The sequence below is a fragment of the Flavobacterium sp. GW823-FHT04A11 genome (genome assembly GCF_058796535.1).
In genome coordinates, this window is record NZ_CM179503.1 from 3,559,768 (window position 1) to 3,575,154 (window position 15,387).

Annotated in this window: 12 protein-coding genes; 6 read left to right on the top strand and 6 right to left on the bottom strand. The window is 33.7% G+C overall.

Features of this window, described 5'->3' with window-relative positions; translation table 11 throughout:
* Positions 1-24: 24 nt before the first annotated feature.
* From AC3QL1_RS15415 to AC3QL1_RS15425, 3 genes are all read right to left on the bottom strand, one after another.
* Positions 25-1,332 (bottom strand): TolC family protein, encoded by a 1,308-nt coding sequence (locus AC3QL1_RS15415; protein WP_492492706.1) that lies wholly within the window; start codon positions 1,330-1,332, stop codon positions 25-27.
* A 63-nt stretch (positions 1,333-1,395) separates the two neighbouring features.
* A complete protein-coding gene (locus tag AC3QL1_RS15420) occupies positions 1,396-4,494 on the bottom strand; it encodes an efflux RND transporter permease subunit (RefSeq protein ID WP_492492708.1) in 3,099 nt (1,032 codons plus the stop codon).
* A 103-nt stretch (positions 4,495-4,597) separates the two neighbouring features.
* On the bottom strand, positions 4,598-5,659 hold the full coding sequence (locus AC3QL1_RS15425; protein WP_492492710.1) for an efflux RND transporter periplasmic adaptor subunit: 1,062 nt from the start codon (positions 5,657-5,659) through the stop codon (positions 4,598-4,600).
* Between the two features lie 542 nt (positions 5,660-6,201).
* On the opposite strand from AC3QL1_RS15425, the gene AC3QL1_RS15430 reads away from it, so the two are divergent.
* From AC3QL1_RS15430 to AC3QL1_RS15445, 4 genes are all read left to right on the top strand, one after another.
* On the top strand, positions 6,202-6,801 hold the full coding sequence (locus AC3QL1_RS15430; RefSeq protein WP_492492711.1) for a DUF6436 domain-containing protein: 600 nt from the start codon (positions 6,202-6,204) through the stop codon (positions 6,799-6,801).
* A gap of 31 nt (positions 6,802-6,832) precedes the next feature.
* Positions 6,833-7,687 (top strand): hypothetical protein, encoded by an 855-nt coding sequence (locus AC3QL1_RS15435; RefSeq protein WP_492492713.1) that lies wholly within the window; start codon positions 6,833-6,835, stop codon positions 7,685-7,687.
* Between the two features lie 59 nt (positions 7,688-7,746).
* Positions 7,747-8,079, top strand: coding sequence for a hypothetical protein (locus AC3QL1_RS15440; RefSeq protein ID WP_492492715.1), 333 nt, complete (start codon positions 7,747-7,749; stop codon positions 8,077-8,079).
* A gap of 69 nt (positions 8,080-8,148) precedes the next feature.
* On the top strand, positions 8,149-8,751 hold the full coding sequence (locus AC3QL1_RS15445) for a PAS domain-containing protein (protein WP_492492717.1): 603 nt from the start codon (positions 8,149-8,151) through the stop codon (positions 8,749-8,751).
* Between the two features lie 266 nt (positions 8,752-9,017).
* Here AC3QL1_RS15445 and recG read toward each other — a convergent pair whose 3' ends face one another.
* Positions 9,018-11,126, bottom strand: coding sequence for an ATP-dependent DNA helicase RecG (gene recG / locus AC3QL1_RS15450; protein WP_492492718.1), 2,109 nt, complete (start codon positions 11,124-11,126; stop codon positions 9,018-9,020).
* Positions 11,127-11,321: 195 nt separating this feature from the next.
* Here recG and AC3QL1_RS15455 point away from each other — a divergent pair, with 195 nt between their 5' ends.
* On the top strand, positions 11,322-11,870 hold the full coding sequence (locus AC3QL1_RS15455) for a DUF1697 domain-containing protein (RefSeq protein WP_492492720.1): 549 nt from the start codon (positions 11,322-11,324) through the stop codon (positions 11,868-11,870).
* Between the two features lie 5 nt (positions 11,871-11,875).
* On the opposite strand, the gene AC3QL1_RS15460 is transcribed toward AC3QL1_RS15455, so the two are convergent.
* On the bottom strand, positions 11,876-12,385 hold the full coding sequence (locus AC3QL1_RS15460; RefSeq protein WP_492492721.1) for a hypothetical protein: 510 nt from the start codon (positions 12,383-12,385) through the stop codon (positions 11,876-11,878).
* Positions 12,386-12,396: 11 nt separating this feature from the next.
* A complete protein-coding gene (locus AC3QL1_RS15465; RefSeq protein WP_492492723.1) occupies positions 12,397-13,161 on the bottom strand; it encodes a Dph6-related ATP pyrophosphatase in 765 nt (254 codons plus the stop codon).
* A 67-nt stretch (positions 13,162-13,228) separates the two neighbouring features.
* Here AC3QL1_RS15465 and AC3QL1_RS15470 point away from each other — a divergent pair, with 67 nt between their 5' ends.
* Complete coding sequence (locus AC3QL1_RS15470) at positions 13,229-15,289, top strand: M1 family metallopeptidase (protein ID WP_492492725.1); 2,061 nt, start codon at positions 13,229-13,231, stop codon at positions 15,287-15,289.
* Positions 15,290-15,387: the final 98 nt, after the last annotated feature.

A 15,387-nucleotide genomic window follows, 5' to 3' on the forward strand; every position in this document is an offset into this window, starting at 1 on the left:
AATTTGTTTTGAAACAAATTTAAATTAAAAATTAATATTTCCAGCTAATTCTTTTAAGGCAATTTCAGATAATTTTGCTTCGTATTGTGCATTGCTATAACGCACTTTTGCATTTACATAATTAAGCTGAGCCGTTCTAAAATCTAGTGTTGTGATGGTTCCTATTCTAAATTTATCCAGCGTGATGTCTAAGTTTTGTTTAGCAATCGCTTCGTTATCTTCTTCAAGATCAATTAATTCTAAATTGGTTAAATACGTTTGAAAAGCGGTGCTTAATTGTGTATTCAAAATCAAATTTTGCTGTTCAATGGCAATTTGCGTGTTCTCAATTTGCAATTTTGCTACTTTTTCATTTCGATGCTGGTTAAAACCGTCGAATATATTTAAGGTTGCATTAAAACCATAATTTAAACCTTTTGAAGACGCCTGACTTGTAAAACCTAAACTTGACTGACTGTCAGAGAAATTATATCCGGAAGTTAAATTAACTACGGGATAACGATCTGCTTTTACTTGTTTAAGCTGCAATTCGGCAATGCGTTTGTTGATAACCTGAGTTTCTAAACCCGGATTTTGTTTTTGTGCCAAATCCATTAAATTAGCCAAAACCAAAGTATTGTCAACTGTCACTAAATCAACTACTTTAAAATCAATTTTAGGATCACGCGCCAAATATTGGTTCAATAAAATCTTGGCATTTGCATACGATTCTTTTTGTCTCAATAAAGCAACCTGATCAGAATTTAAATCAACTTGAGCATTTAAAACCTCTAATTTTGATGCTTTTCCAATGCTGAAACGGTTTTGTGCCAATGTTAATCTTTGTTTCGAAATTACAATTGTAGTATCTAAAGCCGCCAATTGCTGTTGCTGCTGAACTAAATCATAATAAGAAGAATTGACCTGACCAATTTTTACCAGAATAGTTTGTTTCAACTGCGCATCGCCTAGTTTTTGAAGTTCTTTTAACTGATCTAATCGGGCAAACATTTTCATTCCGTCAAAAACCGTCCATCCTAAACTTACGCCGTAATTTAAACTGTTGTTTTTGGCATTGTTTAATGAAGTTGAAGTACCGTCCTGACGTGTTTGAGACGAGTTGGTAATACTGTTATTATCTGTTATAGAAGCGGTTGCAACCGGAAGCATTCCTGCGTTTCCAATAGTTACATTCGTTTCGTTTATTATTGTGTTGTTTTTTGCAATTTTAATTTCAAAATTATTCTCCAAAGCTATTTTCATGGCTTCTTCAATAGTCAGCACTTCTTGCGCGTTTGATTGAATCACACACAAGAATACTAGTAAACTGCTAAATAAAATTTTAATATTCATATTTATTTTCTTTTGCCGTGAATTCATAGATTAATGAATAATTTATGAATTCACAGCCAATAATTATTTGTGACTTTCTCTTTCGTATTCTTCAATATGATCAAATTCCGGATAATGTTTTCTGGCTTTCGACCACATTAAATAAATCGCCGGAATTACAAAAAGAGTTAATGCCAATGAAAAAATTGTTCCTCCCACAATTACAACTCCCATCCCAATTCTACTGGTAGAAGCGGCTCCAAGTGACATTGCAATTGGCAAAGCTCCTAATGCGATCGCTAAACTCGTCATTAAAATAGGACGTAAACGTGCTTCCGAAGCTTCTAAAATTGCTTCTAGTTTTGGTTTTCCCTGTTCTCGTAACTGGTTGGCAAACTCTACGATCAAAATACCGTTTTTGGTTACCAGACCAATAAGCATTACCGTACCAATCTGACTAAAAATATTCCAGGTTTGGTTGAATAACCATAAAGAAAATAATGCTCCGGCAACCGCCATTGGAACGGTTAAAATGATAATAAACGGATCTATAAAACTTTCAAACTGCGCTGCAAGAATCAAAAATATTAATAATAAAGCCAATCCGAAAGCGAAAGAAGTATTCGAACTACTTTCGACAAAATCTCGCGATTCTCCACTTAAATCAGTAGTAAAACTTTGATCCAGAACTTTAGCTTTAATTCGGTCCATTTCTTCAATACCATCGCTGATACTTTTGCCCGGCGCCAAACCAGCGGAAACGGTTGCAGACATATATCTATTATTGTGATACAATTGCGGCGGATTACTTTGTTCCTCCACTTTTACAACGTTATCCATCTGAATCAATTGCCCGTCTTTGTTTTTTACAAACATCGAAGTTAAATCCAAAGGTTTCGAACGGTCTTTTTGATCAAACTGACCAATAACCTGATATTGTTTTCCGTTTTTAATGAAATATCCAAAACGCTGTCCGCTTAAAGAAAGCTGCAAAGTCTGGGCAATATCCATGATTGAAATTCCAAGGCTTTCTGCTTTTTCACGATCAATACTTACATTGATCTCCGGTTTATTAAATTTCAGGTTCACATCAGTTGTCGAAAAAACATCACTTTTACCGACTTCATCCATGAAAACCGGAATTTTTTCTCTTAGTTTTTCAAAAGTCGGAGCCTGAATAATATATTGAATAGGCAAACCTCCACGTCGGTTTACAGAAATTGTAGGCTGTTGAATTACAGATGTTTTAGCATCTGGGTATTTTTTAGTCCACTTTGTTAATTTATCAGCAATTTCTTTTTGAGACCTGTTTCTTTCGTCAGGTTGTTTCAACGAAAGCCTGATAAAACCGGAATTTGTTGCAGAACCTCCGGAACCTCCTGCGGTAATTACCAAACTTACTTTTTTCTCCGGAATAGAATCCTCTACCAATTTTGACATTTCCTGCATAAAACGGTTGGTATAATCATAAGAAGAACCTTCAGGAGTCGTCATACGCATGGTTACAGAACTACGATCATCATAAGGAGCAGTTTCTTTTGGAAGTATGGTAAAAAATAAATAAATCAATCCAAAACAAACAATAAGGATAGGGAAACTAATCCATTTTTTATCCATAAAACGACCTAATGAATCTGCATATCCGCTATTTAATTTTTCAAAAAATGGTTCTGTTTTAATGTAGAATTTTGATTTTTTCTGTTCGCCGCCTTTCATTAAATACGCATTCAGCATCGGCGTTAATGTCAGCGATACAAAAGCAGAAATTAATACCGCGGCGCCAATTACAACCCCAAATTCCCGAAAGAGTCGGCCTACGAAACCTTCTAAGAAAATTACCGGTAAAAATACTGCGGCCAAAGTGACCGAAATAGAAATTACGGCATAAAAAATTTCGTTAGATCCTTTTATCGCTGCTTCAATTGGAGACATTCCTTCTTCCACTTTTTTGAAGATATTTTCCGTTACCACGATTCCGTCATCTACCACCAGACCGGTTGCCAAAACAATGGCTAATAAAGTCAAAACGTTGATCGAGAATCCGAAAAGCCACATGATAAAAAATGTAGCAATTAAAGATACCGGAATATCAATTAAAGGTCTGAATGCAATTGCCCAGTCTCTAAAAAATAAATAAATAATGATGATTACCAGAATAATCGAAATCCCTAAAGTTTCGGCAACTTCAAGTACTGATTTTTTTACAAACAGTGTATTGTCAAGTGCAATATTTAATTTGATATCCTTTGGAAGATCCTTTTTTAAAGCGTCATATTTTTTATAAAACTCTTTCGAGATATCCAGGTAATTCGCTCCGGGCATTGGTACAATCGCCAAACCAATCATTGGCAGTCCTGAAGATGTTAAGGAAGTTTCGATATTTTCAGGTCCTAATTCTGCACCTCCAATATCACTTAAACGAACAATTTTATCGCCATCAGTACGAATAATTATATTATTAAATTCTTCCGGTTTAGATAAATTTCCGATTGTTTTTACCGTTAATTCGGTGTTGTTTCCGGTTAGTTTTCCTGAAGGCAATTCGACATTTTGTGCATTTAAAGCATCACGAACTTCTGCAACAGTACAGCCATAAGCGGTTAATTTTACAGGATCAATCCATAAACGCATGGCGTAACGTTTTTGTCCCCAAATTTGTACGCCGCTGACTCCCGGAATTGTTTCTAAACGCTGCGAAATAACATTCTCAGCATAATCACTTAATTCTAAAGAACTTCTGGTGTCACTCTGAACCGTCATCGAAATAATAGATTCACTATCCGCATCTGCTTTAGAAACTACCGGCGGAGCGTCAATATCCTGCGGTAAACTTCGAACAGCTTGCGAAACTTTGTCACGAACATCGTTTGCAGCTTCTTCAAGGTCTTTGTCAAGATTAAATTCTATGGTAATATTACTGCTTCCCTGATTACTTGACGAAGTAATATTTCGAATTCCGTCAATAGCATTTACGGCTTTTTCAAGAGGTTCTGTAATTTGCGATTCAATAATGTCAGAATTGGCTCCGGTATAATTTGTTCTGATGGAAACCTGCGCGGGATCGATAGAAGGAAATTCTCGGACACCCAAAAAAGTATAACCAATGAAACCGAATAAAATAATCAAAAGATTCAGTACAATGGTTAAAACAGGTCTTTTTATACTTGTGGTTGATAAACTCATGTGTAATTTTAGATTTTAGAGTTGAGATTTTAGAATAAAGAAAATAGAGTACAGATTATAGATTTAAAATTTAAACTCATAATTCAGAACTCATCACTCAAAACTATTTTTTTACTTTAACTTTAATCGGAGCTTCATTTTTCAATGACATAACACCACTTGTAATCAAAGTGTCACCTTCTTTTAATCCTGATAAAATCAAAATAGAAGCATCAGTTCTGGTAGTTGCATCCACCATCACTTCTTTGGCTTTGCCCATATTGGCTATATAAACTTTTTTACCATCCTGCACCGGCACAATTGATTCTGACGGAACTACGATAGCATCTTTTATAATGTTTAAAGGCAATTTTACATCAGCAAAAGTTCCCGGAAAAAGTTTTCCATCAATATTATCGGCAATGGAACGAATTTTTAAAGTACGCGTCGCCACTTCTATTTCCGGTTCTATAGCGTAAATTTTTGCCGTATAGGTTTTATCAGATCCTGAAACAGAAAAATCTATGGTTGAACCCGTTTTTACCTGAGCAGCATATTTTTCAGGAATTGAGAATGTAATTTTTAATTTTCCTGTATTAACCAATTTTGCAACCAAAACAGTTGGCGTAATATAGGTTCCCGGAGAAATAGAACGTAAACCAATTTTTCCTGAGAAAGGAGCTTTTACAGAAGTTTTGCCAATTTGTGCGCTTATTAATTGCGTTTGGGCTTTCATCGAAGCATAATCTGCGTTTGCAACATCAAATTCTTCCTGACTAATAGCTTCTTTTTGTAGTAATAATTTAGCTCTTCTTTGATTTTCGCCGGCTAAACCTTCTTTTGTCTGCGCTTGTCTTAACTGCGCTCTTAGTTCAACATCATTTACTTTAAAAAGCACCTGACCTTTATTTACATAACTGCCTTCATTAAAGTAAATTCCTTCTACAATTCCAGAAACTTCACTATGAATTTCTATTTGCTCATTAGCTTCAATAGATCCTGATAATGATAAATTATTGTCAAAAGTTGAAGTTTTAACAACAATTCCGGTTACAGTTGTTGGCTTGTCTTTATCGCCGGATTTTTTAGATTCGTCGTTTTTACTTTTGTTAGAAATGATTCTATACGTGATAAACCCTCCGAGAACTATAATTATAAGGGCGTAAATTAGGTTTTTTACTTTCATAAAATTGAGGTAAAGATATTTTTTTGGTGTTTTTAGTAGCTCGCAAATTTAACTTTTTGTATTGAAATCAAAAGGCGTTAGCTTTTATTTAACACATGAATCACAATTAATTTAAACAACTGTTTAAGTTAATATTTCTGCAAAACTTTTGTCGTTAGACAATCCTTATCACAAATGGTTTAAAATTAAAATTTACTTTTTTCATCTAAAGTTACTAATTTAAAAATTGTGTTTTGTAATTATCTTATAGTCAATATGTTAATTAGTTTTATAAATTGATAATTCAGTAAAATAATTTAGAATAATTATTTCTTTTGCTTTTTGTATGATTTTTTTTGCAGTTTATAGTTTTTATTTGTAACATTGATAAGCTTAAACAAAATGGTAGTTTTTTTGTGAGAATATTAATGTTTTCGGCGGTTAAGTGTTAAAGTATGTAGGTTTTTTATTTTATTTTAAGTTAAAAATTTACTTTTTTTAAAACAAATAATTAACAAGTGTTCATATATTGTTCGATTTTTTAATTTAAAACTACCTAATTTATGAGGAAAAAAATACTCGTTGGTTTATGGATCACCTTACTGTTTTGCGCCATCTCTTTTTTGTTTTGGCAAAATGAATTAAAATATACTTTACCGACACCGGTTCCTAAAAATTACCATGCAGTTGCAATGGGTTCTACAATTAATTTAGGAAAATGCTGGATAACAAATAACAAACCTGTTTTTATTCATTTTTTTAATCCGGATTGTCCTTGTTCGCGATTTAATATACCTCACGTAAGCGGACTTATTAAAAAATACGGAGACAAAATCAATTTTAAAATTGTGGTGTTAAACAAGCATAAGGATTTTACGATAGAAGAAATCCAGAAAAAATTCAATGCTGATGTTCCCGTTTATTTTGATGAAAAAATGGCTGCAAAATGTGGAGTATTTTCTACGCCGCAAGCAGTTATTATGGATGGTTCACACAGATTGTATTATCGCGGAAACTACAATAAAACAAGGTACTGCACTAATGCCGACAGTAATTATGCGCAAATGGCAATAGATTCATTATTGCAGCAAACCAAATCCCCATCATTTGATGCCTTAGCTTTGAGAGCTTACGGATGTTCATTACCAAAATGTACTAAATAAATCTAAATTTTTAACCCCAATTACTACTATTATGAAAACAAAAGCCAGTTTAAACGAACAGGATTATTTGCACAGTTTTATGTCGACCATGACGCAAAAATCAGACACTATTATCAACTACGTTCTTGCCGCCTATTTCTTTCTGGGAGTCGGTCTTTCTTTCAAATACGATACTTTTGAAATTGGAGTAGGAGTAGGTACTTTGAATCTTTTAATGTATTATTCGGCAAAATTTTTACTTAAAAAATCCAATTTTTACCAGTATGTTTTATCAGTAGTTTTGGCCATTTTTATGGCGCAGTATATCTACCAGATGCATGGTTTGTTTGAGATGCATTTTACGGTATTTATTGCCAGCACGATTTTGATTATTTATCAAAACTGGAAACTGCAAATTCCGCTTACGCTTTTGGTAGTAATACATCACGCCGGTTTGGCTTATATGCAGAATTTTGTTTATCATGATCCAAACGGTTTGCAAATTTATTTTTCGCAGGTAAATTTTGATTTGGAAACCTTACTGATTCACGTTATTCTGGCCGCTGTAGTATTTTTCATGAATGGATATTGGGCGTATTATTTTAAAGAGCACAGCCAAAACCACATTTCTAAAATATCTGATGAATACGAATTGGAAAACATCAAATTGGCTTCGGCAAAATACAGCTCATTATCAGCAACTAAAGAATACAATGATTTTGTTCACAGAACAACTTTAGACTTAAAATTGCCGGTAAGTTCTGTTTTAAAATTAATAGATGTTTCGAAAGGACATACTGATAATGATAAATTGCTGAGCTATCTGGATATGATGAGAGACAGTGCCAAAAAAATTGATGATTTGGTGAATGATATTCACGTAAAATCGACCAATAGCAGAGGTTAAGTTGAATGTTTTCAATCACTTTTGCTACTCCCAAATCAATTTTAACCTAATCTAATTTTATGTCTAAATACGATTTTCAATCAGCGAATACGATGCTGATTAACCTGAAAAAATCTTTTGATGTTTTCCTGAAAAATGATGTTTCGTCAAAAACAGAATTTGAAACCGCATTTGGTAAAGAGGTCACTAAAATTTTCAATGAAAACCCGGAAAATGCAAATGCGAAAAATTTAGATTTCCAGTATAAAAAAATCATTCAGATAGCAAACGATATTCAGCATTTAAAAATGGTAAATGACAGCACTTTGCCTGACTGGCTGGAAGATGAACTGGAAACTGTTTTCAAAAAAATCAAAGACTTATTGAAGATTTTAGAAGAAGAACTGAATTAGAATATAACTTTTAAACAACCCCATTTTATACGTAAAAAACGTAATTACTATTAATTAAAACACAAGATTATGGATACCAGAATTACTCGCCCGACTCCATCTGACAGAGAAGTTGATTGGAACAAAACTAAAGTGTTACTCAGTAAAACAGATACAAAAGGAACCATTTTATATGCCAACGAAGCTTTTATTGATGTTTCTGGTTATGATGAATTTGAGCTAATTGGACAGCCGCACAACGTTATACGTCATCCGGATATGCCAAAAGTTATTTTTAAATTTTTATGGGATAGTATTAAATCAAGCCAAAATATTCATGCCATTATCAAAAATATGTCTAAAACAGGCCGATACTATTGGGTGATTACCGATTTTAAAATCATTGCCGATGGAGACGGAGAAATTGTTGGTTATTTTGGAACCAGAAAATCTGTGCCAGAAGACATTATCGTCAAGTTTATTGATCCGCTGTATAAGAAACTATTACATATTGAAGAAGTGAGCGGTATGGGCGCTTCCGAAGATTATTTGGTGGGTTTTTTAGAAGAAAGAAAAAAGACTTATATGGAATATGTGGACCATTTGGTAGCAACCGGCAAAGACGATAAAAATAAAGTAAGTAAAGGTTTTTTCAATGGTTTTTTCGAGAAAAAGAATACTCCTAAAAAGTAATTCTAAAGTTCAAACAGAACTAAATGCTTCATTGTATCGATAAAATATTCAATTAAATTTGCACCCCAACAAATCTAAATCAACCTTACCATACGGTAACCGAATATTAATGCTTAATAATTTAAGTTTGATACAGTGAAGTATTTTTTTTTAAAGCTTCTGAGTTTCTAAGATGCTAAGATCCTAAGTTTTTAAAGACTTTGTGTCTTTAGCCTAAAAGAAAAAAACTTAGAACCTTAGCAACTCAGCGCCTTAGCATCTTTTTTTTAACTAATATAATTCCAAATATTTTTCTTTTTCGTTAATTCAATAAAAACGGCTTTTAAGGTGGCGTGTTCAGGTTTTTGTAGAGGAGCGTCGTTTTTCAGAACCATCATTGCATAGTTTCTGGCTAGAGCCAAAATATCACGATCGCGGACAATGTCTGCAATTTGAAGATTTAAAACACCACTTTGCTGTGTTCCCATCAAATCTCCGGGGCCACGAAGTTTAAGGTCGACTTCGGCAATTTCAAAACCGTCGTTTGTCTGAACCATCGTTTCCATTCTCGTTTTACTGTCGGCACTTAATTTATGGCTTGTCATTAAAATACAATAACTCTGTTCAGCGCCACGACCCACACGACCGCGCAATTGATGCAATTGTGACAGACCAAAGCGTTCTGCACTTTCGATAATCATAACACTCGCATTAGGTACGTTTACGCCGACTTCAATTACGGTTGTGGCGACCATAATATTGGTTTTTCCTTCAGAGAAGCGTTTCATTTCGGCATCTTTATCTGCGGGTTTCATTTTTCCGTGCAAAATAGAAATCGAATACTGAGGCAATGGAAAATCACGCGAAATACTTTCGTAACCGTCCATTAAATCTTTAAAATCCATTTTTTCAGATTCCTGAATTAGCGGATAAACGATATAAATTTGTCTTCCCAAAGCAATTTCATCTCGTAGAAATTTCCAGACTTTCAAACGATTACTGTCAAAACGATGCACAGTCTGAATTGGTTTTCTGCCTGGAGGCAATTCGTCAATTACCGAAATATCCAAATCGCCATACAAACTCATCGCCAAAGTTCGCGGAATAGGAGTGGCGGTCATTACTAAAACGTGTGGCGGAATTTCGTTTTTCTTCCATAATTTAGACCTTTGTTCAACGCCAAAACGATGCTGTTCGTCAATTACAGCTAAACCTAAATTCTTGAATTTTACTTTGTCTTCCAGTAAAGCATGCGTTCCTATTAAAATATGTAAAGTTCCGTTTTCGAGTTCTTCGTGAAGAATTCTTCGGGCGGCAGTTTTAGTAGAACCTGTTAATATTTTTATATTGATGTTTAGTGTTTTAGCCAATTCAGATAAACCAATAAAATGCTGATTTGCCAAAATTTCTGTCGGTGCCATTAAACAAGCCTGAAAACCATTGTCAATGGCCAAAAGCATGCTCATAAAAGCCACAATTGTTTTTCCCGAACCAACATCTCCTTGTAATAATCGGTTCATTTGGGCGTTGCTGCCCATATCTGAACGAATTTCTTTAATCACTCTTTTTTGCGCATTTGTCAAATCAAAAGGCAAATGATTTTGGTAAAATTCATTAAAAAATTCACCCACTTTTGTAAACGGATGTCCTTTTATTTTATGTTTACGAATCAGGTTTTTGGTGATTAACTGCAATTGGATAAAAAACAATTCCTCAAATTTCAATCTAAATTGCGCTTTTGCCAAAGCCTCTGTACTTTTAGGAAAATGTATATTGAATAAAGCCGCTTTTTTCGAAATTAACTTTAATTCTTCGATTATATAAGAAGGAAAAGTTTCAGAAAACAAAGCCTGAGTTTCAATAAACAATTGCTGCATTAATTTATTGATCGTTCGGTTTGAAATTCCGCGATTTGTCAGGGTTTCTGTCGAAGGATAAACGGGCTGCATCGCTGATCGCAGACTTTTTTCGTGCTCGCTCAACAATTCAATTTCCGGGTGCGCCATACTAAACTGACTTCCGTAAAGAGAACATTTTCCGAAAATCACGCAAACTTCATTCAGTTTCAAACTTTCCCGAACCCATTTATGACCCTGAAACCAGTTTAAGTCAATTTGTCCCGTATCATCCACAAAAGTGGCCACCAAACGTTTTTTGTTTTTCGCAAACTCAACTGTTTTTATATTGATTATTTTGCCAATAATCTGAACTTCTGATCCTGTATTTTGAAGTTCATTGATCTTATAATAACGCGTTCTGTCAATATATCTATTCGGAAAAAAGTTGATCAAATCTCCGTATTTATGAATTCCCAATTCCTTACGAAGCAATTGACCACGACTTGGGCCAACACCTTTTAAGTATTCGATTGGGGTTTCAAGGAGATTATTAGACATTAATTTATTTTAGAGTTTAGATTTTAGATTTTAGAAAATAGAGTATAGACTTTTATCTATATTCTATAGTCTATTTTCTTTTCTCTTTAATTTTTTCTTTGGGAAAGCGAAGATAGATTTTAATTAGGAAATTTGAAAATCAGATAAATTGAAGTTTATAAAATAATATCTTTGAGAAATAAAAAAAATCAACAAATGATAACTCACTTAGCTCTTTTACGCGGAATCAACGTTTCCGGTCATAATATGATGAAAATGGAAGCTTTGAAAACAATGTTGGAAAATATTGGTTTTCAGAACGTAAGGACTTATCTGCAATCCGGAAATGTTTTTGTTGATACTGAAGAAGAAAGTGCTTCGAAAGTGGGTTTTATGATCAAACAGGAAATTTTTAAGGTTTTTGGACATGAAGTTCCAACGATTGTCATTACAAAAGAAGATCTTGAATTGTGTTTTAAAAACAGTCCATATCTAAAAGAGAAAGAAGTTGATACCAAAAAGCTTTATGTTGCTTTTATTTCAATTGCCTTAAAAAGCGAAAATATAAATGATTTGAAAATCAGTCAGTTTAAACCGGATGAAGCGAGTATCGACGGAAACAGAATTTTTATTAAATATGCTGTCGGCGCCGGAAAAACCAGATTTGACCAGAAATATATAGAGAAAAAACTCAATGTAACGGCCACAATCAGAAACTGGAATACGGTTACCAATCTGCTCAAAATGTACAATGAATCAGAATAGATTGTTTAATCTCTGAGCCATTTTTGCATTTTAGGAAACGGTTCTTTGCCTTCTTGCAGCGCGCGTTCTTTTCCTAAAGTTAGTCCCATCCATTCCAAAAGCGGCAAACCCATATAAGTTTCATTGCTAAAATTTGAAATAAACCATTCAGAATGTGATTTATATCCGTTAGAATGAAAAACAAAATCAAGAGGTAAATCCAAATGTTTTAAGGCGGCAAAAGACCATAAAATAGCGGCAATTTCGTCACCTTGCGTTGGCCATTCGGGGCTTATTTCATCGGTTCCGACTGTTTTTCTTTCTAAAGAAGCTGTAACCGCTAAATGTCCGGCTTCATGCAGAATATCTCCGGGATATAATAGTTTATCAAAATCGATGTACAAACCATCCGTACCTAAATCTAATCCCGGCAAAAAGGTTTCTCCTAATTGTTTTTCAATTATATTAATTCCGATTTCATCAAGAAATGATAAAACTTTTTTTACTTCTAAACTCTTTTCCTTTGAGATCATCATAAATTTTTCGGTTATATTAAATCACAATACCAAAATCCAAAATCAAATGGATCGGTTGTATTGGTATCACAGGCTTCATTGGAAGCATCTTCTTTTGCAGATCTTTCATATTTGCGATACACGATTTCGCCAATTTCAAAATTAACAGGTTCTGAAAAAATGGGTCCGTCAAATGTAAAAGTATGAAATTCACCGTTTTCTCCACACACATCTACATTTTCAGGTAAATCATTAATAAAATCCTGATCGATAATGCGGCCGACAAAACTTTTGTCGAGATAACGTTCATTTACACAAACAACAATCGTTTTAAATCCTAACGAAATAAATTCCTGAATTAAATCTTTCGTTGGTATTTTCCAAAGAGGAAATACGCCTTCAAAACCAATTTTTGCCAGTTGATCTTCACGATATTTTCGGAGATCTTCAAGAAAAATATCTCCAAAAACAGAATGCGTAATACCTTCTTTTTTAAACTCCGATAAAGTTTGTGCCATTATAGTATCATAAATTTCCATCGTTGGCATTTCCGAAATTTGAATGATTTTCAAAGGTATTCCGATGCTTTTTGCCTGCGCTTCAAGTAATTCTACACGAACACCATGCATAGAAATTCGCTGAAATTGCTGGTTGACACTTGTAACAAGATATTCGATTTTATATTCGGCATTCTTTAAAATTTTATACAAAGTGAGCGCAGAATCTTTTCCGCTGCTCCAATTGAATATGGCTTTTTTGGGTGTTGACACGTTATTATAATTTTCTATCGTAAACATACAAATTTGATTCGATTTGTTGATGAAACCTTTGTAACTTTGGGATTTCGCCGTTAATTTATTTTCAATGAAATATATCCTACTATTATTTACCACTGTTCTATTTGCGCAACAAACAAAATTTGTCGATTTCAAATCGGTAAACGGACAATTGAAATTAAATGCTGCAGAAAAATCAATTTCCGGAATTGTTGATTATCAATTTGAGGTTTTAAAACCGGTTGATACGATTAAAATGGATGCTAAAAACATGGAATTCATTCATGTTCAAGTTGATAATAAAGACGCGATTTTTGTAAATACCGGCAAAGAATTACAAATCATTCATAATTTTCAAAAAGGGCAAAATCACCTGACTTTTGAATATTCGGTTAAACCAAAACAAGCGCTTTATTTTGTAAACATTGAAAATTCAGACGTGCAAATCTGGACGCAAGGGCAGGGAAGATATACAAGCAATTGGTTCCCGAGTTTTGATGATGTGAATGAAAAAATCATCTTCAATTTGGGAATTACTTATGATAAAAAGTATCAGGTGGTTTCGAATGGAACTTTAAAAGAAAAAATAGCAAACGGAGATTTGATTCATTGGCAATATCAAATGAAAAATCCAATGAGTTCTTATTTATTGATGCTTGCAATTGGAAAATACGATAAAAAAGAACTTACGGCAAAATCTAAAATTCCGTTAGAATATTATTTAGAAAATAAGGATGCTAGTCGTTTTGAGCCAACCTATCGCTATTCTAAACGTATTTTTGATTTTTTGGAGAAAGAAATAGGCGTTAATTATCCCTGGGAGATTTACAGAGAAATTCCGGTTCGCGATTTTTTATATGCGGGTATGGAAAATACGACATCAACACTTTTTGCTACGCGATATGTTGTGGATTCTATTGGTTTTGAAGATCGAAATTATACCAATGTTGATGCGCATGAATTGGCACATCACTGGTTTGGAGATTTAATTACAGCCGAAAGCAGTACGCATCACTGGCTTCAGGAAGGTTTTGCAACTTATTATGCAGCTTTGGCAGAAAGAGAAATTTACGGCGATGATTATTTCTATTCGAAATTGTACGATACGGCGCAACAGATAAAATTTGCTTCGAGAACAGATACGATTCCGGTTTTGAATGCAAAGGCAAGTTCGCTTACTTTTTATGAAAAAGGTGCTTGGGCCTTATTTGTTTTGCATGAATCGATTGGCGATAAAGGGTTTAAAAAAGCAATAAAAAGTTATTTGAAAAAGTACGCTTATCAAAATGTAAATACTCAAAATTTCTTTGATGAAATAAAAAATGTATCCAATTTTGATTTGGTTCAGTTTCAAAAAACCTGGCTGGAATCTACCGTATTTGATACCGCTGGAGCAAATGCATTATTGAGTAAAAATAAAGCCATTCAGGTTCGATTAGAAGTTGATAAACTGAAGAAAACGCCAATAGCAGAAAAACAGGATTTTTTAAAGAATACTTTAAAATCAGATGTTTATTATGCTGTAAAAGAAGCAATTGTTGACCAACTTGAAAATGAAAAATTTGAAGCCAAAAAAGAACTTTTGCTTTTGGCTTTGCAGACTAATAATGTACAAATTCGCCAGGCTGTTGCCAGTACTTTAACCAAGATACCGGAAGATTTTAGAACTCAATACGAAACTTTGCTTGACGATAAATCCTATCAGACACAAGAAATCGCCTTATATTGGTTATGGAAAAACTTTCCGGATCATCGCACCGAATATCTGGATAAATCTAAAAACTGGATAGGTTTTAACGACTATAATTTGAGAACCATGTGGCTCTCATTGGCATTATCTACCCCAAATTATGCCGATAATCCGGATGAATTAATTGCAGAATTAATTTTGTTTTCTTCTACAAAATATGAAGCGACTACACGACAAAATGCTCTTGAAAAATTGATCGCTTTTAAAATAATTAACGATCAGGTTCTCAGTAATTTAGTTAATTCCACAACGCATCATATGTGGCAATTTTCAAAATTCGGAAGAGACACAATTCGATTTTTATTAAAAAAACCTGAAATGCGTGCTTCATTTGATAGAATTTTGCCTAATTTGACCCCCGATGAACAGTTTCAATTGAATCGTTTGTTGAAAGAGTAGAATATAGAAGAATAGAGAATATAGATTATAGAGTATAGAGAAAAGAAAATAGAGGCAAGAGTAAAGAGTATAGATTTTTGCGTATAGTTTTGTCTTTG

Excerpts from the sequence above, each read along its gene's own strand:
- AC3QL1_RS15415 (WP_492492706.1), bottom strand. The coding sequence starts at position 1,332 with ATGAATATTAAAATTTTATTTAGCAGTTTACTAGTATTCTTGTGTGTG.
- AC3QL1_RS15420 (WP_492492708.1), bottom strand. The coding sequence starts at position 4,494 with ATGAGTTTATCAACCACAAGTATAAAAAGACCTGTTTTAACCATTGTA.
- AC3QL1_RS15425 (WP_492492710.1), bottom strand. The coding sequence starts at position 5,659 with ATGAAAGTAAAAAACCTAATTTACGCCCTTATAATTATAGTTCTCGGA.
- AC3QL1_RS15430 (WP_492492711.1), top strand. The coding sequence starts at position 6,202 with ATGAGGAAAAAAATACTCGTTGGTTTATGGATCACCTTACTGTTTTGC.
- AC3QL1_RS15435 (WP_492492713.1), top strand. The coding sequence starts at position 6,833 with ATGAAAACAAAAGCCAGTTTAAACGAACAGGATTATTTGCACAGTTTT.
- AC3QL1_RS15440 (WP_492492715.1), top strand. The coding sequence starts at position 7,747 with ATGTCTAAATACGATTTTCAATCAGCGAATACGATGCTGATTAACCTG.
- AC3QL1_RS15445 (WP_492492717.1), top strand. The coding sequence starts at position 8,149 with ATGGATACCAGAATTACTCGCCCGACTCCATCTGACAGAGAAGTTGAT.
- recG (WP_492492718.1), bottom strand. The coding sequence starts at position 11,126 with ATGTCTAATAATCTCCTTGAAACCCCAATCGAATACTTAAAAGGTGTT.
- AC3QL1_RS15455 (WP_492492720.1), top strand. The coding sequence starts at position 11,322 with ATGATAACTCACTTAGCTCTTTTACGCGGAATCAACGTTTCCGGTCAT.
- AC3QL1_RS15460 (WP_492492721.1), bottom strand. The coding sequence starts at position 12,385 with ATGATGATCTCAAAGGAAAAGAGTTTAGAAGTAAAAAAAGTTTTATCA.
- AC3QL1_RS15465 (WP_492492723.1), bottom strand. The coding sequence starts at position 13,161 with ATGTTTACGATAGAAAATTATAATAACGTGTCAACACCCAAAAAAGCC.
- AC3QL1_RS15470 (WP_492492725.1), top strand. The coding sequence starts at position 13,229 with ATGAAATATATCCTACTATTATTTACCACTGTTCTATTTGCGCAACAA.